Raw genomic sequence first — 15,305 nt, 5'->3', positions numbered from 1 at the left:
CGCATGCGACCGTTTTCGTATCAAAGGGCAACAGACCCCGACATGGCGGTGCAGGCGCTCAGTGCTGCCGCAACTGCGAACAATCCGCTGACGAAGGCTACAGCACAGCCGCTCGCTGGTGGCACCACGCTGATCGACCTGATGAAGCTGGACGTGATGCGGCCCGCCGCGATCGTCGATATCAATCCGCTGGCGCGGGGCTGGTCGGCGATCGAGCCCGGCAGTGACGGCTTGCGGCTCGGCGCGCTCGCGAAGATGTCCGACGTGGCGGCGCATGCCGAAATCCAGCGCCACTACCCGGTGATCGCGAATTCCCTGAAGCTTGCCGCCAGCGCCCAGCTGCGCAACATGGCGACGCTCGGCGGCAACGTGATGCAGCGAACGCGTTGCAGCTATTTCCGCGACGTCTCCTATGAGAATTGCAACAAGCGCAATCCTGGTTCGGGCTGTGCCGCCATGGATGGCGTCAATCGCACGCATGCGGTGCTGGGTACGTCCGATCAGTGCATCGCGACCTATCCCGGCGATTTTGCCCAAGCGCTGGTCGCGCTCGATGCGGTGGTCGAGATCACCGGCAGGTCCGGCACGCGCAACCTGCCGTTCGCAGATTTGCACAAGGCACCCGGCAGGACGCCCGACATCGAGACCACGCTTCGGCCCGGTGAGCTGATCTCGGCGTTCTCTATTCACGGCCGCTGGCCGCGCTCGGTGTATGTCAAGGCGCGCGACCGGCAGTCCTACGAGTTCGCGCTGTCGTCGGCTGCGGTCGCGCTCGACGTGCAGGATGGCACGATCAGGGACGCGCGTGTCGCGCTCGGCGGCGTCGCCACCGTGCCGTGGCGGGCGCGCGGGGCAGAGGCGCTGCTGAAGGGCCAGAAATTCGACGACGGTCTGGCGCAGCGTGTGGCCGACGCCGCGTTTGCCGACGCCAGGGGCCGCCAGCACAACAGCTTCAAGATCGCGCTCGGCAAGCGCGTGGTGGCGCGCGCGCTCCAGCAGGCTGTAACGATGGAGATCTGATCATGACCGCTGCAGCTCCCGAGCCGAAAGCGAACATGGGCAAGCCCGTGCCGCGCTATGATGCGGCCGCAAAGGTCACGGGCCGGGCGACATATGCGTCCGACATGCCGCTCGACAATCCTGCCTACGCATTCCTGGTCACCAGCGCCATCGCCAAGGGCCGCATCGACAGTTTCGATCTCGACGATGCCAGGCGGGTCCGCGGCGTGATCGACATCGTCACGCATGAGAACGCTCCGAAGCTGAAGGAATCGAAACTGTTCAGCAATGGCGGCTATGCCGGCACCACGATCCAGCCGCTGAAATCGGCTGACATCGCCCATGACGGCCAGATCATCGCCGTCGTCATCGCCGAGAGTTACGAGGGGGCGCGCGAGGCCGCCAATCGCGTCAAGGTCAGCTACACGGCCGTAGCGCCGAGTGCGAGCTTCGACTCGCCGGGGACCACCACGGCAGCGGCAAAGGGACAGAACGCACAGTTCAAGGAAGACCCGGAGGTCGGCGATTTCGCCAAGGCGTTCGACGCGGCCGAGGTCAAGCTCACCGCCTCTTATGAAACGCCGACCCAGCACCACAATCCGATGGAGCTGTTTACGACGAGCTGCGCCTGGATGGGCGACGAGCTCGTCGTCTACGAGGGCAGCCAGTACGTCTACGGCCTGAAGAACGGCGTCGCCGAGCAGCTCGGTATCGACGCCGACAAGGTCCGTGTCGTCAATCCCTATGTCGGCGGCGGCTTTGGTTCGCGCGGTTCGATGACGTCCCGCACTGCCATCATCGCCGGCATTGCCAAACGCCTGAACCGGCCGATCAAGCTGGTGCCAACCCGCGACCAGGGTTTCACCATCGCCACCTACCGCGCCGAGACGCGCCATGAGATCAGGCTTGGTGCGGGTCGGGACGGCAAGCTGGTGGCTTTGAGGCACGACGGCGCGGAGGTTTCGTCGCGTCCGGATGCCTATTGCGTCGGCGGCACCAAGACGACGACGCGGCTCTATGCCTGCCCGAACGTCGCAAGTCTGGTGTCGATCGTGCGCGCCGACCGCAATACGCCCGGCTTCATGCGCTCGCCGCCGGAGGTGCCGTATCTCTTCGCGCTGGAGAGCGCGATGGACGAGCTCGCTGTGAAGCTGAACATGGACCCCGTCGAGCTCCGCCGCATCATCGACACCACCGTCGAGCCGATCGGCGGCAAGCCCTATACATCGCGGTCCTTGTTGGCGTGCTTCGACGAGGCCGCGAAGGCGTTCGGCTGGTCGCAGCGCTCGCCGCAGCCGAAATCGATGTCGGACGGCGACTGGCTGGTCGGCTATGGCTGTGCTGCCACCTGCTATCCGACGCAGATGGCGCCGTCTGCCGCGCGCGTCCGCCTCCAGCGCGACGGCCGTACCCGGGTCGAGATCGCCGGTCACGAGATCGGCACCGGTGCGTATACCGTCATCGCCCAGACCGCGGCCGAGCGGCTCGGCGTGCCCCTGGAGAAGGTCGCGGTCTTCCTGGGTGACAGCGATCTGCCGCCGGCGCCCGTTGCCGGCGGTTCGAACTCGACTGCCAGCACCTGCTCGGCGGTGATGATGGTGTGCGACCGCATTCGCCAAAGGCTGTTCAAGGCCGTGATGCCGAGCGACAGCCTCGCTGACAAGGCCAAGGAGACTGTCGGCATCAGCCAGGCGCCGAGCACGCAGGCGGCGCAGAGCGATCGTCCACTCGATCTCGAGAGGGCCTTCGACGCGCTCGGCGTCGGCATCGTCGAGGAATACGGCGAGTGGAAGCCCGAAGGCGCGCCGCTGGATTCCTTGACGGCCATGCACAGCGGGCACGCGCGGCTCGTCGGTGGCCATCAGATGAAAGACAAGATCGCCTATGCCTTCGGTGCTGAGTTCGTCGAGGTCCGCGTCAACCGCTTTACCCATGAAATCCGCTGCCCCCGGCTGGTGGGAGCGTTTGCGGCGGGCCGCATCATGAATCCGCGCACGGCGCGCAGCCAGCTCATGGGCGGCCTGATCTGGGGCATGTCCTCGGCGCTGCTGGAGGCCACCGAGATCGACGAGCGCAATGCACGCTACGTCAACGATAATCTCGCCGACTATCTCGTGCCCGTGAATGCCGACGTGCCCGGTGTCGAAGTGATCCTGCTCTCCGAGCAGGACGACCGTATCAACCCGGCCGGCGTGAAAGGCCTTGGCGAGCTCGCCAATGTCGGCACCAATGCGGCGATCTGCAATGCGATCTATCACGCCACGGGCCAGCGCATCCGCAAGCTGCCCGTGCGGCTCGAAAATATCGAGATGTGAGGGGTGGAAACGGCGTCAGCGTTGCGCTAGACACCTGGCGCCTCAAACGGAAGGTCTCTTATGCAGCGTTTACAGCGCATGCTCCTCGCCATCATGTCGGCAGTCGCGATCACCGTGATCGCCGGCGTGTCCGATTTCGTTTCCACCACGGCCTCGGCCCAGACCGCAGGGAAGACCATGACAACAGCTTCAGGTTTGCAGATTACCGATAGCGTCGCCGGCACCGGAGCTTCGCCCAAGCCGGGCCAGATCTGCGTGATGCACTACACCGGCTGGCTCTACGAGAACGGCCAGAAGGGCAAGAAATTCGACTCGTCGGTCGACCGCAACGAGCCGTTCGAATTCCCGATCGGCAAGGGCCGCGTCATCGCCGGCTGGGACGAGGGTGTTGCCTCCATGAAGGTCGGCGGCAAGCGCACGCTGATCATTCCGCCGCAGCTCGGCTATGGCGCCCGGGGCGCAGGCGGCGTGATCCCGCCGAACGCGACGCTGATGTTCGACGTGGAATTGCTCGGGGTGAAGTAAGCCCGCAAACAAAAAGACCGGCCTCTCGGCCGGTCTTTTCGCATTCAGTGCGACGCCGTTACTCCGTCGCGCGCTTGGCCGCAGCGGCTGCGCGATCAACCGCGTCCTTCGCGGCGTCCTTGGCGTCGCCCATGGCCTGCTGGCCCTTGCCCTTCACTTCCTGGACTGCACCTTCACCCTTCAGGCGCTCGGATCCAGTGGCTTCACCGACGCCCTGCTTGGCCTTGCCCATTGCCTCGTTTGCGGTGCCCTTGATCTTGTCGGTCGTGCTACCCATGAAACTCTCCTGCGGTTTGCTCGCCAAGACAACGTTCGACGGTTATGAGGGTTCCGATTTTGTTATGGCTCGATGTCGCGGCTTTGGGTTAGTTTGCCGCACACGGAACCAATAGAAAGCAAGTCCCATGACCGGCCATGACCATTCGCATTCCCACCATGACCACGATCACCACGATCGCTGGAAACATGACGGCGTGCGCGTCATTCCCGGCAACCAGCTCGATACCAACGTTCCGTCGACGGCGGGCATGGACCGCGCGGCCGCGATCAATTTCGCGCGCGTCGGTGCGCAGAAATTGTGGGCGGGCACCGTCAGCATCAAGCCCGACGCCAAGACCGGCGCGCATCACCACGGCCATCTCGAAAGCGTGATCTATGTGGTGAAGGGCAAGGCGCGGATGCGCTGGGGCGAGAGCCTGCAATTCACCGCAGAGGCCGGCCCCGGTGACTTCATTTTCGTGCCGCCCTACGTGCCCCATCAGGAGATCAACGCCAGCGCGGACGAGGTGCTGGAATGCGTGCTGGTGCGCAGCGACGGCGAGGCGGTGGCGATCAACCTCGATATCGAGCCGGTCGAGAAGCCCGAGACCGTCCTGTGGGTCGATCCCATTCACCGCGATCCGAACGAGAAGAAGTGAGGATCGCCTGAAAGCCAGCGGGTTCTGTGTGACAGAACCTCGCGGGCAGGGCTCCAAAAAAGATCCGGAAGCCGTGTCGGATCGCCGCTTGGCCGTCCGTCCTTGGGCAGAACCCCGCCCAAGGAGCTCCGATGCCCAGGATGATTTTCCTCAATCTGCCCGTGACCGACCTCAAGCGCGCCACTGCCTTTTACGAGGCGGTCGGTGCGACCAGGAACCCGCAATTCAGCGACGAAACAGCGAGCTGCATGGTCTTTTCCGAGACCATCTACGCGATGCTGACGACCCACGAGAAATTCCGGCAGTTCACGCCGAAGCCGATCTCGGATGCAAAGACCTCAAACCAGGCGCTGTTCTGCCTGTCCGCCGATAGCCGGACCGAGGTCGACGATATCGTCGGCAGGGCCGCGGCTGCAGGCGGGGTGGCCGATCCCAGCCCGAAGGACGAATACAGCTTCATGTACGGCCGCAGCTTCGAGGATCCAGACGGCCACATGTGGGGCGTGAACTGGATGGACATGGCAGCCTTCGCGGCGCAGTCCGACATGGCGAACGCCTGATCTGAGCGCGCGAACATCACAACTGAAGAGGAGCATTCACGATGTCCAAGGTCGTTCCCTGCATGTGGTTCAACGGCGATGCCGAGGAAGCCGCGAAGTTCTACGTCTCGCTCGTGCCGAATTCGGCGATCACGCATGTTCAGCGCAACGTTTCAGATGGCCCGTCCGGCAAGGAAGGCTCCGTGCTCGTCGTCGAATTCTCGGTGGCGGGACAGCCCCTCGTCGCCCTCAACGGCGGCATGAAAATGGAATACACCCACGCGATCTCGCTGATGATCCATTGCGACGATCAGGCCCAGGTCGACAGCGTCTGGAATGCGTTCCTGGCCCATGGCGGCAAGGAAGAGCAGTGCGGCTGGCTCAGGGATCGCTGGGGCGTGGCCTGGCAGGTCGTGCCGAAGGTTATGTTCGAATTCCTCTCGAGCCCCGACAAGGCGGCTGCCGCACGCGCGATGCAGGCCATGATGAAGATGGTCAAGCTGGACGTGGAAACCTTGCGCCGCGCGTTCGAAGGCAAGTCGGCGGCGTGAGCCGGTGAGCTCGCACCACACACTCACTGTCATCGCACGGCTTCGACCGCGCGATCCAGTACGCCGAGACGGTCATTGGTCAATCGATCGGCCGCGGCGTACTGGATGCCCCGGTCGAGCCGGGGCATGACAGCGGAATCTGAGGCGAAGGCCCGCCGCTAATAATTGATCCGCAGCCCCACGCCGCCATGGATGGTGTTACCCACCGGCTGCGGGCCGAGCGTGCCATTGGCGAACAGGTCGACGATCCAGCCCTTCTGCACCCGGAAGCCGAGCCGGCCGCCATATTCGAACCAGCCTTGGTTGCCCATGGTCGGCACCACCATGCCGTCGCCGGTCACGGTCGCGACGATGCCGCTATGGCCAGCGAATGACTGCACCCAGCCACCGTTGATGTTGGCCTCGATATTGCTGCCAAAGAGATGCGTCCACTGGCCGCCGATCTTGACCAGGCTGGTACGGTCGGTGCCGGTCGCGATACTGGCGTCGAACGGATTGAACGCCACCGCGCTGTCCGTATAGCCGGAGACGCGCTGCCAGAGTTGCCAGACCTCGATCGAGGCGGCGACCTCGTCGCGGGGCGACACGCGGCTCATCCAGCCGGCGCGGCCATAGACGGCGTAGTTCGAGGCGTTGGTCGAACTCGTGACGCTCACCGGGCCGAGGCTGGTGTTGTAGCTGCGGGTATAGCGCGCCTTCTCCCACGGCGTAAGGATCGTGCCGACGTCGAAGAACGGGCGCGACGAGCCCCAGTCGGTGAAATCATAGCGCAGCGCGAACGCGGCGATGGGAGCGCTTGTGATGTTGTAGCCGCCCTCGCTGTACTGCGTGTAGGCGATGCCGGCGAGCAGCGACAGATTGTTGGTCAGCTCCTTGCGGCCGTGGATTCCGGCCGAGAACGAGCCTGCGGAGCCGAACGCGCTGACGCAGTTGCTGCAATTGATCTGCTCGTTGACCCCGAGCAGCACCGTGCCAAGCACCCGGTTGGTGATCATCTGGTTGAAGCGCTGATTGGCAAGGCCGCCGATCGAGCTGCCGCTTGAATCCGCGCCGGTTGGTGTCGGTGTCGGCGTCGGGCTCGGCGAGGATGACGGATAAGGGCTCGGCGACGATGACGGGGTGGGGCTGGGCGAGGGCGAGGGGCTGTAGGTCGGCGTGGGCGAGGGGGAATAGCTCGGCGCCGGGGTGGGCGTCGACCCTCCGCACTCGGACTCGCAAATCGCGGCGGCTGCCGCCGGACGGGCATGGAACGCGACAAACGCAAACGCAGCCACGGCGGTCAGCACGCTCGCCAGGATGAAGCGCCTGAGGCTGGTGAGATTCGCCATCTTCAGCGTCCGCACAGCATGCCGTCGTCATGGATGGCGGGCGTGACGGTCGGCGAGGCCTCCGCATATTGGCTGACCGCGCACAGTCCCGCGCTCGCGGCGCAGGTCGCGGCAAAGGTCCAGGGCGGCGTATTGGTCTTACTGATGGAGATCTTGCCGCCGGCCGAGGTGATGATTGCGGTGTCGCCGGGCTGGGTGAGCTGCACGCATTGCTGGCTCGTCGTGCAGACGCTGGCGGCACCGTCCTGCAGCACGACGACCGAGCGGCCGCGCTGGGACAGGATATCGAGAGTGGTACCGCGCACGCCGATGGTCGCGAGCGGGGTCGTGATCTTGTAGGCGGTCTTCTCGGAATGTCCCGTGACGAAACGGAATGCGCCGGTCGTCATGCGGATCGCGACGTCGCGATAGCTGTGCTCGTCGTTGAAGACGGTGCGGTCGAGCTTGAGCGTGGCGCTCGGACCGAGCGACAGATTGGTGCTGTCGGCCATCACGAAGCGAGCCGCGCTGCCGGCGCCGGTGCGCACGGTCTCGTCCCGCAGCATGCTGTCGCCGACGCTGATCGGGGTCGTGGTCGAGGCCACGCGAACGACTTCATTCTGGATCAAGACGGCTTCACCGACGCGCGTCTGGGCTTGGGCGCAAGGGGCCGCGCACAAGAGGGTCGACAACAGCGTGGAGAAAAGCCAGAAACGCAAATTCATTTCGCAACCGATCGATGTGTCCCTGATCGTACCGGATCACGCGCGCTTGCGATGTGGCGGAATTATCACAAGCAGCGCGAGACCTGCGTTATGCTTAGTGACAGTTGCGGCAGAATGCGTTCAATGAAAACCGCGATCTCTATTATTCTCCGCGGTGACGCAAAATTGCCACGCAAGACATCCCCACAAACGCGACTTGACTTGCCTGCGGTTCCGAAGGTGTCGCGGAGCGCAGTGATTGCTGTCGCGATTTTCCTGGTCGCGCATCTTGCCCTGCTGATTGGCCTGACGACGCCGGAGAAGTTCGTCTTCGACGAAGTGCACTACGTGCCGGCGGCGCGGCAGATGCTGGCACCAGCGGTGTCGCAATCGATGCTCAATCCAATGCATCCACCTTTGGCGAAAGAGCTGATCGCGCTATCGATCGCGGCCTTTGGCGACAGCGCGCTGGGCTGGCGCTATCCCGCGACATTGTTCGGCGCGCTCGCGATCGTCGCGATCTATCTGTGCGGCCTCGCGCTGTTCGCCGCGCAAGGGCCTGCGATCGCCGCCGCGCTGATCGCCGCCTGCAACCAGATGCTGTACGTGCAGGCGCGCGTCGCGATGCTCGACATTTTTGCACTCGGCTTCGGCCTGCTCGCGATTGCCGCCTTCATGCATGGCTTTCGAAAGGATCGTCCCCATGCATTATTCGCGGCTGCCGGCAGCCTGTTCGGCTGTGCGGCCGCCTGCAAATGGAGCGGCCTGTTTCCGCTCGGAATCTGCATCGTCATCGTCGCGGTGATCCGCCTGATGCAGGGCTGGCACACCCTGTTTGCCGACGCGAAGCCGGGGGATTGGTACCGGCCTGATCTCTGGCCCGACTTCAGATTACATCACGTCGTGCTCTGCTTCACTGTCCTGCCCGCGATGACATATCTTGCGGCCTTCGTCCCACTCTACGGCGTGTCGCTGCCGGATCTGGTCGAGGCGCAGCGCCGGATCTTCGCGGACAACACCACCACTGCCATCGCCGGCCACACTTATATGAGCGCCTGGCCGTCATGGCCGCTGCTCGCGCGCCCGGTGTGGTTCCTGTTCGACAAGACCGTGGACGACAATGTCTCCGCGATCGTCTTTCTCGGTAACCCCCTGGTGCTGTGGCCGACGCTGCTCGCGCTCGCCGTCGTGCTGCGCGATTTCGTCGTCGCGCGTCGCCGGGATGCGTTCCTGATCGCGGTCTTCTATTTCGGGTCCTGGCTCGCCTGGGCGTTGCTGCCGCGTACGCTCGCCTTCATCTATTACTATCTGCCGGCTGCGACCGTGGCGTCGCTCGCGCTGGTCTACGTGCTGCGGCGGGACGGTCTACCGGGCTGGCTGTTGTGGGCCTATGTCGGGGTCGTCGCGATCGGCTTTGCCGCCATGCTGCCGATCTCGGCGGCCTTCGTCGGCACATCGATGCAGACCTTCAATCGGCTGATGCTCTTCCAAAGCTGGATATGAAATCGCCGCCCGCCGGGAGAACGGCAGGCGGCGTCTTGATGGGCGACAATTTCGGAATCACTTCGACGCGGTCTTGGTGTCCATGTTCACGACCTGGACGCGGCGGTTGATCGGGTCGGCGCCGTTGGCGGCGTCCTTCAGCTTGGTCTTGCCGTAGCCGACGGTGACGAGATCGGTGCCGGTGAGACCGTAGTTCAGCACCAGGTATTTCTTGATGGTGTCGGCCCGCCGCTCGGAGAGCCCCTGATTGTAGGCCTCGGTGCCGACCGCATCGGTGTGGCCGGCGACCACGAAGGTCGAGCCCTTCAACGAGGGATCGGACAGCGCCTTGCCGAGCGCCTGTACCGACGGCACCGACGTCTTGGCGATGTCGGCCGAGTTGTAGTCGAACTGGATCTCCAGATCGATCTTCGGCTTGGTCGCGGCGAGCTCGGCAATCTGCTCGCGCTCGCCCGTCGACAGCGACCGCGTCGAGCGGTTGCGCACGGTGTTCAGGAACGTCGATTCCTTGGCCTGGACCGCCGGATCAACCTGCGGACCTGCGGACAGACCCCGGGTCACGGGCTTCGGCTTCAGTGCATCCAGGATCTGGTTGGTAGAGACATTGCCGTCGCCGGCCATAGCCAAGCCGGCTGTCATCGACAGAATTGCCGAGAGGGTCACCGCCTTCAGTGCAAAAGAGTTATTGAAACGGGTCATTGTCGTATCCTCGTTGTGACGCCTGATGGCTATTTGATGCTGCGAGCATAGGGCAGGTTCAAAAGCCCTGGTGTGATCTTGGTCACGGTGGAAACGGGGCCGTCCTGGACCACGGCAGCGTATTTCAAGCGGTTTCGGTTCATAGAGAGCCGACCCGCGGTCCGCTCCGAGGAGGGGCGCCAGCGCGGGAAGAGAAGTGGTCGCACACCTCTCCGGCGATGGTTCGAGCCGTCGCAGTCCTGTCGTGATCCGCATCACTGAGGACCGCCGCGCCGAGGTGCCGCTCGGGCGGCGGGGGGCCGGTTCACTCAAGGAAACCCATGCTCACCGATTGTCGCAAAGCCGTCGCGTGTTGGCCTGTCTGTGAACAATTTTTCGGCCAGATGGACGCCTAGCAGGGCACAGCCTCCAACAAGCGCAAACGAAGGGAGCTGAGTTCCACCCAGTGCCGAGGCCAAGTGATTACCAGTTTTATCGCAATGGCCCGCCGGATCGGACCGTGTCCCTGAGCTCCATGCCCATCTATATCGGGGCGGCGATGATCGCGGTGGCGATCTTGCTGTCGACACTAATCACGGGGCTGACCTCCCGCTATGTCGGGCTTCAAGCGCCGACCGACGAGAACATGTGGCTGGTCGATCGTCTCACCGGCAACGTCTATCGCTGCCAGGCGGAGGAGCGCGGCAAGGCCTCGTGCGAACCCGATGTCGCAACAGGCAGCGTCGGCGACCGGTCCAAAGCCCCGAAAGCCGGCCGCTGAGTCCTGCCGTCTTCGCACCGCAGCAAGAAATTGTCTTCTCCACGAAACGTCTTCGCGGGAGAATACGTATTGCGAAGGCCGACATGACGCCGGTTTCGTTTTACGGAGGAGACTTTTCGATGAAAATCTTGCTCACAGCTGCAGCTTTGGTCGCGTTCGCCGTTTCCCCTGCATCTGCCGCGATGATGGCGTGCACCAGCGACAATATGATGAAGTCCGCCGCCATGATGGGCGGCACGGCGGATACGCCGGCCAAGACGGCCATGAACAAGGAAATGGCCATGGCCAACACCGACATGAGCAACGGCAAGATGAAAAGCGCCTGCATGCATTACATGAAGGCGCAGAAGGCCATGTCGATGAAGTAGCAAGCGCCTTCCGACCGCGCTGTCAGCAGATGGCGGCGCGGTTTTTCCTTGTCCGCTCCTGGATCGGCTTCTTGGCTGGATGCGAATCCCGCTACACTGCATTCCGCAATGTCCCGCGCGCCCAAACCGATTCCACTCACCACGACACAGGCCCGGCAAATCTGGCTTCATGCCCAGCGGCTGGACGAGCGCGCGCCGTTCGGTGACGGCGCGCAAGCCGTCTCCGACGCGGTCGCCCATCTCGGCTATGTGCAGATCGACACCATCAACGTGATCGAGCGCTGCCATCATCACATCCTGTTCAGCCGGATTCCGTCCTACCGGCGCGCCGACCTGCGCCATGCCCAGAGCGTCGACAAGAGCGTCTTTGAATATTGGACGCATGCGCTGTCTTACGTGCCGGCCGGCGACTTCCGCTTCTTCCTGCCGGCGATGTGCGAGCACCGCCGCGAGGGGCACAAATGGTTCGCCTCGGTGAAACCTGCCGACATGCGCAAGGTGATGCGGCTGGTGCGCGCCGGCCCGCTGACGATCCGCGACATCGAGGACGACGTGCTCACCGAGAAGGAGCATCTCTGGCAAAGCCGAAAACCCTCGAAGCGGGCATTGCAGCTCGCCTTCTACATGGGTGCCGTGACCGTCAGCGAGCGCCAGGGCATGCTCAAGATTTATGAGCTGATGACGCGCCATTTCGGCTGGGACAAGCTGCCGAAGCCGGCGTCGGCAAAGGACATCACGGTCTATCTGCTCGATCGCGCGCTGCGATCGCAAGGTGTCGTGAGCCTCGATTCGGTCTGCCATCTCAACGCGCCGCGCAAGCCGGCGGTGGCTGCCCTGATCGGCTCGCGCGTCCGCCGTGGCGAGCTCGTGCCTGTCGCCATCGACGGTGCCGGCAAGCAGGAGCACTGGGCAGTGCCGGCTGCGCTCGAGCCGGGCGAGTGCGCGCCGCCGGATCTGGTCCATATCCTGTCGCCGTTCGATCCGCTGATCATCCAGCGCAAGCGCACCAATCTCATTTTCGGTTACAACCATTTGTTCGAGGCCTATGTGCCGAAGGCCAAACGCAAGCTCGGCTATTTCGCGCTGCCCGTGCTGGTCGGCGACGAGATCGTCGCCGCGCTCGATCTGAAGACCGATCGGCAGGCGAAGAAGCTGCTGATGCAGAAATGGACCTGGGTCGGCGAGGGGAAGAAGACCGCGGGGCGCAAGGAGCTCAAACGGAAGATCGAGGAGGAGCTCGATCGCTTTGCGAAGTTTCAATTGGCAGAGTAGTTGTGCGCGGCGGGGATCACCGAGCTCTGTCGTAGCGCAACGTGGTGGCCGGCTGCGCCCCTTGCATTGCTTGCTCCATTGACTCTTTCGCGGCGATGCTCAAAACCCCGGATCAGCCCATAAAAGCAACAACCCGGGGGAAGCCATGAGCCAGACCACGACCTATGCCGGTTCGACCGGCGCAGCCAAGTCGGAAATCGAGACCTCGACGATCCGCGCCATCTCCTGGCGCCTGATCCCGTTCCTGGTGCTGGCCTATTTCTTCTCCTATCTCGACCGCGTCAATCTCGGCTTCGCCGCGCTGACCATGAATGCCGAGCTGAAATTCACGCCGCTGATCTTCTCCTGGGGCGCCGGCATCTTCTTCATCGGCTATTTCATCTTCGAGGTGCCGAGCAATCTGGCGCTGGAGAAGTTCGGCGCCAGCCGCTGGATCGCCCGCATCATGGTGACCTGGGGCATCATCTCGGCGCTGATGGCGCTCACGAGCGGGGTCACGAGCTTCTACGTGCTGCGCTTCCTGCTCGGCGTCGCCGAAGCCGGCTTCTTCCCCGGCATCATCCTCTATCTCACTTATTGGTATCCGGCCGAATATCGCGCCCGCTTCCTCGCGGCCTTCGCCATCGCCGTTCCGGTCTCCACCGTGATCGGCGCGCCGGTCTCTGGCCTGCTGCTCGGCCTCGACGGGGCCATGGGCCTGAAGGGCTGGCAGTGGCTGTTCATCATTGAGGGCATTCCCTCCGTGCTGCTCGGCATCGTCACCTGGTTCTATCTCACCGACAGGCCAGAGAAGGCGGATTGGCTCTCGGCCGAGCAGAAGGCCTGGCTCAAGACCAAGCTCGATGCCGAGATCGCGGCCAAGCAGGCGGTGAAGCATATGTCGCTCGGCGAGGCGCTGACCTCACCTAAGGTGATCATGCTGAGCCTCGTCTATTTCGGCTTCGTCGGCGCGCTCTATGGCATGCAGTTCTGGCTGCCGCAGATCGTCAAGGCGTTCGGCCTCACCAACGCCCAGACCGGCTTCGTCACCGCGATTCCGTATCTGTTCGGCACCATCGCAATGATCCTGTGGACGCGGCATTCCGATGCCACGCGCGAGCGCGTGATGCATGTCGGCGCGCCGTTGCTGCTCACCGCCGTCGCTCTCGGCGTCTCCAGCTATCTCACCGACCCCACCCTGACGATGATCGTGCTGACGGTTGCCGCGATCGGCGTGTTCTGCTGCTTCGGCGTGTTCTGGACCCTGCCGACGGCCTGGCTCTCCGGCACGGCGGCGGCCGGCGCCATCGCTCTGATCAACTCGATCGGCAATCTCGCCGGGTTCGGCGGACCGTATCTGATCGGCTGGGTCAAGGAAGCCACCGGGCAGACCTCGACCGGACTGCTCGTGCTCGCGGTGCTGCCGCTGATCGCCGGCATCCTGGTCTTCATCGGTGGCCACGACAGCAAGCACGAGTTCGCCGAACAGGGGCGGTAGCCTCGAAATGTCGCCCTGGCGAAAGCCAGGGCCCATTTCCGCGCGGTCCCTCTGGGGCCGCGGCGCGAGCTCTCTTCCAACAGTCCGGGCTTTCCGCCAAGGGCAGCGGGGAGGTTACCACCTCTTAACGATCACGCTTTCCTGATGACTGACGATTATTGACTTTCATCAGTGATTAGTCGACATTCCTCTCATTGCAGCCGAGGGAGTGTCCTCCGATGTTCGTCCGATCCGTTTTATCCAGCTATTCGAGGCTCTTGGCCGGTGTTTCGCTGGCGCTGATGGCTGCCGCCCTCGCTGGGTGCAATGACACCGTCGCTGAAAACGCCGACCCGCCGCGGCCGGTCCTGGTCGCCACCGCCCACTACGATGCCGAAAAGCCCGAGCGCAGCTTCGTCGGCACCATCAGGCCGCGGATCGAGAGCGATCTGGGCTTTCGGGTCGCGGGCAAGGTCGCCAAGCGTCTGGTCGAAGTTGGCCAGACCGTCGAGATCGGTCAGCCGCTCGCGGTCCTCGATGAGGTCGATCTGAAGCTCCAGGCCGAGCAAGCCGTCGCCGAGCAGACCGCTGCGACCGGCGTGCTGGCCCAGGCCGCCGCCGCCGAGCAGCGCGCCAAGGATTTGAGGGCCAAGGGCTGGACGACCGACGCGCAGCTGGATTCGAGCCGCGCCGCCGCCGACGAGGCCCGTGCCCGTCTGAACCGGGCCGAGCGCTCGGTCGAATTGACCAAGAATTCCCTTTCCTACGCGACGCTCAACGCCGACGCCCGTGGCGTCGTCACCGCAACACTGATCGAGCCCGGCCAGGTGGTTGCCGCAGGCCAGACCTCGATCCGTGTCGCCCGCTTTGCCGAAAGGGAAGCGGTCGTCGCGATCCCTGAGACGCTGGTTGGACGTGCCAAATCGGGCGCCGCCAGCGTCACTCTTTGGTCGGAGCCGGGCAAGAAATATACGGCCAGGCTGCGCGAGATCGCGCCCACCGCAGATCCCGCCACGCGCACCTATCTCGCAAAATTCTCCCTCGCCGAGGCTGACGACAAGGTCTCGCTCGGCATGACGGCGACGCTGACTCTGTCGGACGCTGCCACCGAGCGCGTCGCGCGGCTGCCGCTGTCGGCGCTGTTCAACGAAGGCGACAAGCCGTCCTTCTACGTCGTCGACGACAACGGCGGGGTGACGCTGAAGCCGGTGACGGTGAAGTCCTACGAGAGCAACGACGTCGTCATCACCGGTGGTGTCGAAGAGGGTGCCAAGATCGTTGCCCTCGGCGTTCAGAAGCTCGATCCGGGCCAGAAGGTACGGGTCGTGTCGTCACTGTCCTTTTAAGTCTCGTTTACGAGTTACGTCGTGTGAGGTGAGTTTCGGCCCAA

Annotated in this window: 16 protein-coding genes; 12 read left to right on the top strand and 4 right to left on the bottom strand. The window is 63.9% G+C overall.

Going from position 1 to position 15,305, the window contains the following annotated elements; genetic code table 11:
- The first annotated feature begins 3 nt into the window (after window positions 1–3).
- The 3 genes from BcanWU425_RS30420 to BcanWU425_RS30410 are packed head-to-tail and all read left to right on the top strand — an operon-like array spanning window position 4 to window position 3,839.
- On the top strand, window positions 4–1,020 hold the full coding sequence (locus tag BcanWU425_RS30420; protein ID WP_204513803.1) for an FAD binding domain-containing protein: 1,017 nt from the start codon (window positions 4–6) through the stop codon (window positions 1,018–1,020).
- A 2-nt stretch (window positions 1,021–1,022) separates the two neighbouring features.
- On the top strand, window positions 1,023–3,314 hold the full coding sequence (locus tag BcanWU425_RS30415; protein ID WP_204513804.1) for a xanthine dehydrogenase family protein molybdopterin-binding subunit: 2,292 nt from the start codon (window positions 1,023–1,025) through the stop codon (window positions 3,312–3,314).
- A gap of 60 nt (window positions 3,315–3,374) precedes the next feature.
- Window positions 3,375–3,839: an FKBP-type peptidyl-prolyl cis-trans isomerase gene (locus BcanWU425_RS30410; RefSeq protein ID WP_085349947.1), complete on the top strand. Its 465-nt coding sequence runs from the start codon at window positions 3,375–3,377 to the stop codon at window positions 3,837–3,839.
- A gap of 58 nt (window positions 3,840–3,897) precedes the next feature.
- On the opposite strand, the gene BcanWU425_RS30405 is transcribed toward BcanWU425_RS30410, so the two are convergent.
- On the bottom strand, window positions 3,898–4,116 hold the full coding sequence (locus tag BcanWU425_RS30405; protein ID WP_007606928.1) for a CsbD family protein: 219 nt from the start codon (window positions 4,114–4,116) through the stop codon (window positions 3,898–3,900).
- Between the two features lie 127 nt (window positions 4,117–4,243).
- On the opposite strand from BcanWU425_RS30405, the gene BcanWU425_RS30400 reads away from it, so the two are divergent.
- From BcanWU425_RS30400 to BcanWU425_RS30390, 3 genes are all read left to right on the top strand, one after another.
- Window positions 4,244–4,756: a cupin domain-containing protein gene (locus BcanWU425_RS30400; protein WP_085349946.1), complete on the top strand. Its 513-nt coding sequence runs from the start codon at window positions 4,244–4,246 to the stop codon at window positions 4,754–4,756.
- A gap of 131 nt (window positions 4,757–4,887) precedes the next feature.
- Window positions 4,888–5,316, top strand: a complete 429-nt coding sequence (locus BcanWU425_RS30395; RefSeq protein ID WP_204513805.1) for a VOC family protein — start codon at window positions 4,888–4,890, stop codon at window positions 5,314–5,316.
- A gap of 41 nt (window positions 5,317–5,357) precedes the next feature.
- Entirely contained in the window at window positions 5,358–5,846 is a 489-nt protein-coding gene (locus tag BcanWU425_RS30390; protein WP_204513806.1) for a VOC family protein, read from the top strand.
- 158 nt (window positions 5,847–6,004) lie between these two features.
- Here the strand turns inward: BcanWU425_RS30390 and BcanWU425_RS30385 are convergent, their stop codons facing one another.
- On the bottom strand, window positions 6,005–7,174 hold the full coding sequence (locus BcanWU425_RS30385; RefSeq protein ID WP_204513807.1) for a hypothetical protein: 1,170 nt from the start codon (window positions 7,172–7,174) through the stop codon (window positions 6,005–6,007).
- 2 nt (window positions 7,175–7,176) lie between these two features.
- Window positions 7,177–7,878 (bottom strand): FecR family protein, encoded by a 702-nt coding sequence (locus tag BcanWU425_RS30380; protein ID WP_204513808.1) that lies wholly within the window; start codon window positions 7,876–7,878, stop codon window positions 7,177–7,179.
- A gap of 51 nt (window positions 7,879–7,929) precedes the next feature.
- Here BcanWU425_RS30380 and BcanWU425_RS30375 point away from each other — a divergent pair, with 51 nt between their 5' ends.
- Entirely contained in the window at window positions 7,930–9,360 is a 1,431-nt protein-coding gene (locus tag BcanWU425_RS30375; RefSeq protein WP_085352672.1) for a phospholipid carrier-dependent glycosyltransferase, read from the top strand.
- 57 nt (window positions 9,361–9,417) lie between these two features.
- Here the strand turns inward: BcanWU425_RS30375 and BcanWU425_RS30370 are convergent, their stop codons facing one another.
- Entirely contained in the window at window positions 9,418–10,059 is a 642-nt protein-coding gene (locus tag BcanWU425_RS30370; RefSeq protein WP_018455001.1) for an OmpA family protein, read from the bottom strand.
- Window positions 10,060–10,573: 514 nt separating this feature from the next.
- On the opposite strand from BcanWU425_RS30370, the gene BcanWU425_RS30365 reads away from it, so the two are divergent.
- The 5 genes from BcanWU425_RS30365 to BcanWU425_RS30345 all read left to right on the top strand — a co-directional run bounded on the left by BcanWU425_RS30365 (window position 10,574) and on the right by BcanWU425_RS30345 (window position 15,261).
- A complete protein-coding gene (locus BcanWU425_RS30365; protein WP_018455000.1) occupies window positions 10,574–10,819 on the top strand; it encodes a hypothetical protein in 246 nt (81 codons plus the stop codon).
- A gap of 119 nt (window positions 10,820–10,938) precedes the next feature.
- On the top strand, window positions 10,939–11,187 hold the full coding sequence (locus BcanWU425_RS30360) for a hypothetical protein (protein ID WP_007595197.1): 249 nt from the start codon (window positions 10,939–10,941) through the stop codon (window positions 11,185–11,187).
- Window positions 11,188–11,295: 108 nt separating this feature from the next.
- Window positions 11,296–12,459 (top strand): winged helix-turn-helix domain-containing protein, encoded by a 1,164-nt coding sequence (locus BcanWU425_RS30355; RefSeq protein ID WP_231188818.1) that lies wholly within the window; start codon window positions 11,296–11,298, stop codon window positions 12,457–12,459.
- 145 nt (window positions 12,460–12,604) lie between these two features.
- Window positions 12,605–13,936, top strand: coding sequence for an MFS transporter (locus BcanWU425_RS30350; RefSeq protein ID WP_231188817.1), 1,332 nt, complete (start codon window positions 12,605–12,607; stop codon window positions 13,934–13,936).
- Between the two features lie 218 nt (window positions 13,937–14,154).
- A complete protein-coding gene (locus tag BcanWU425_RS30345) occupies window positions 14,155–15,261 on the top strand; it encodes an efflux RND transporter periplasmic adaptor subunit (protein ID WP_204513809.1) in 1,107 nt (368 codons plus the stop codon).
- Window positions 15,262–15,305 lie beyond the last annotated feature (44 nt).

It is taken from the genome of Bradyrhizobium sp. WU425 (genome assembly GCF_021052305.1).
Lineage (GTDB): Bacteria > Pseudomonadota > Alphaproteobacteria > Rhizobiales > Xanthobacteraceae > Bradyrhizobium > Bradyrhizobium canariense_D.
Note: the sequence above shows the minus strand (reverse complement) of the source record. Positions and strands in the feature narration are given on the sequence as shown.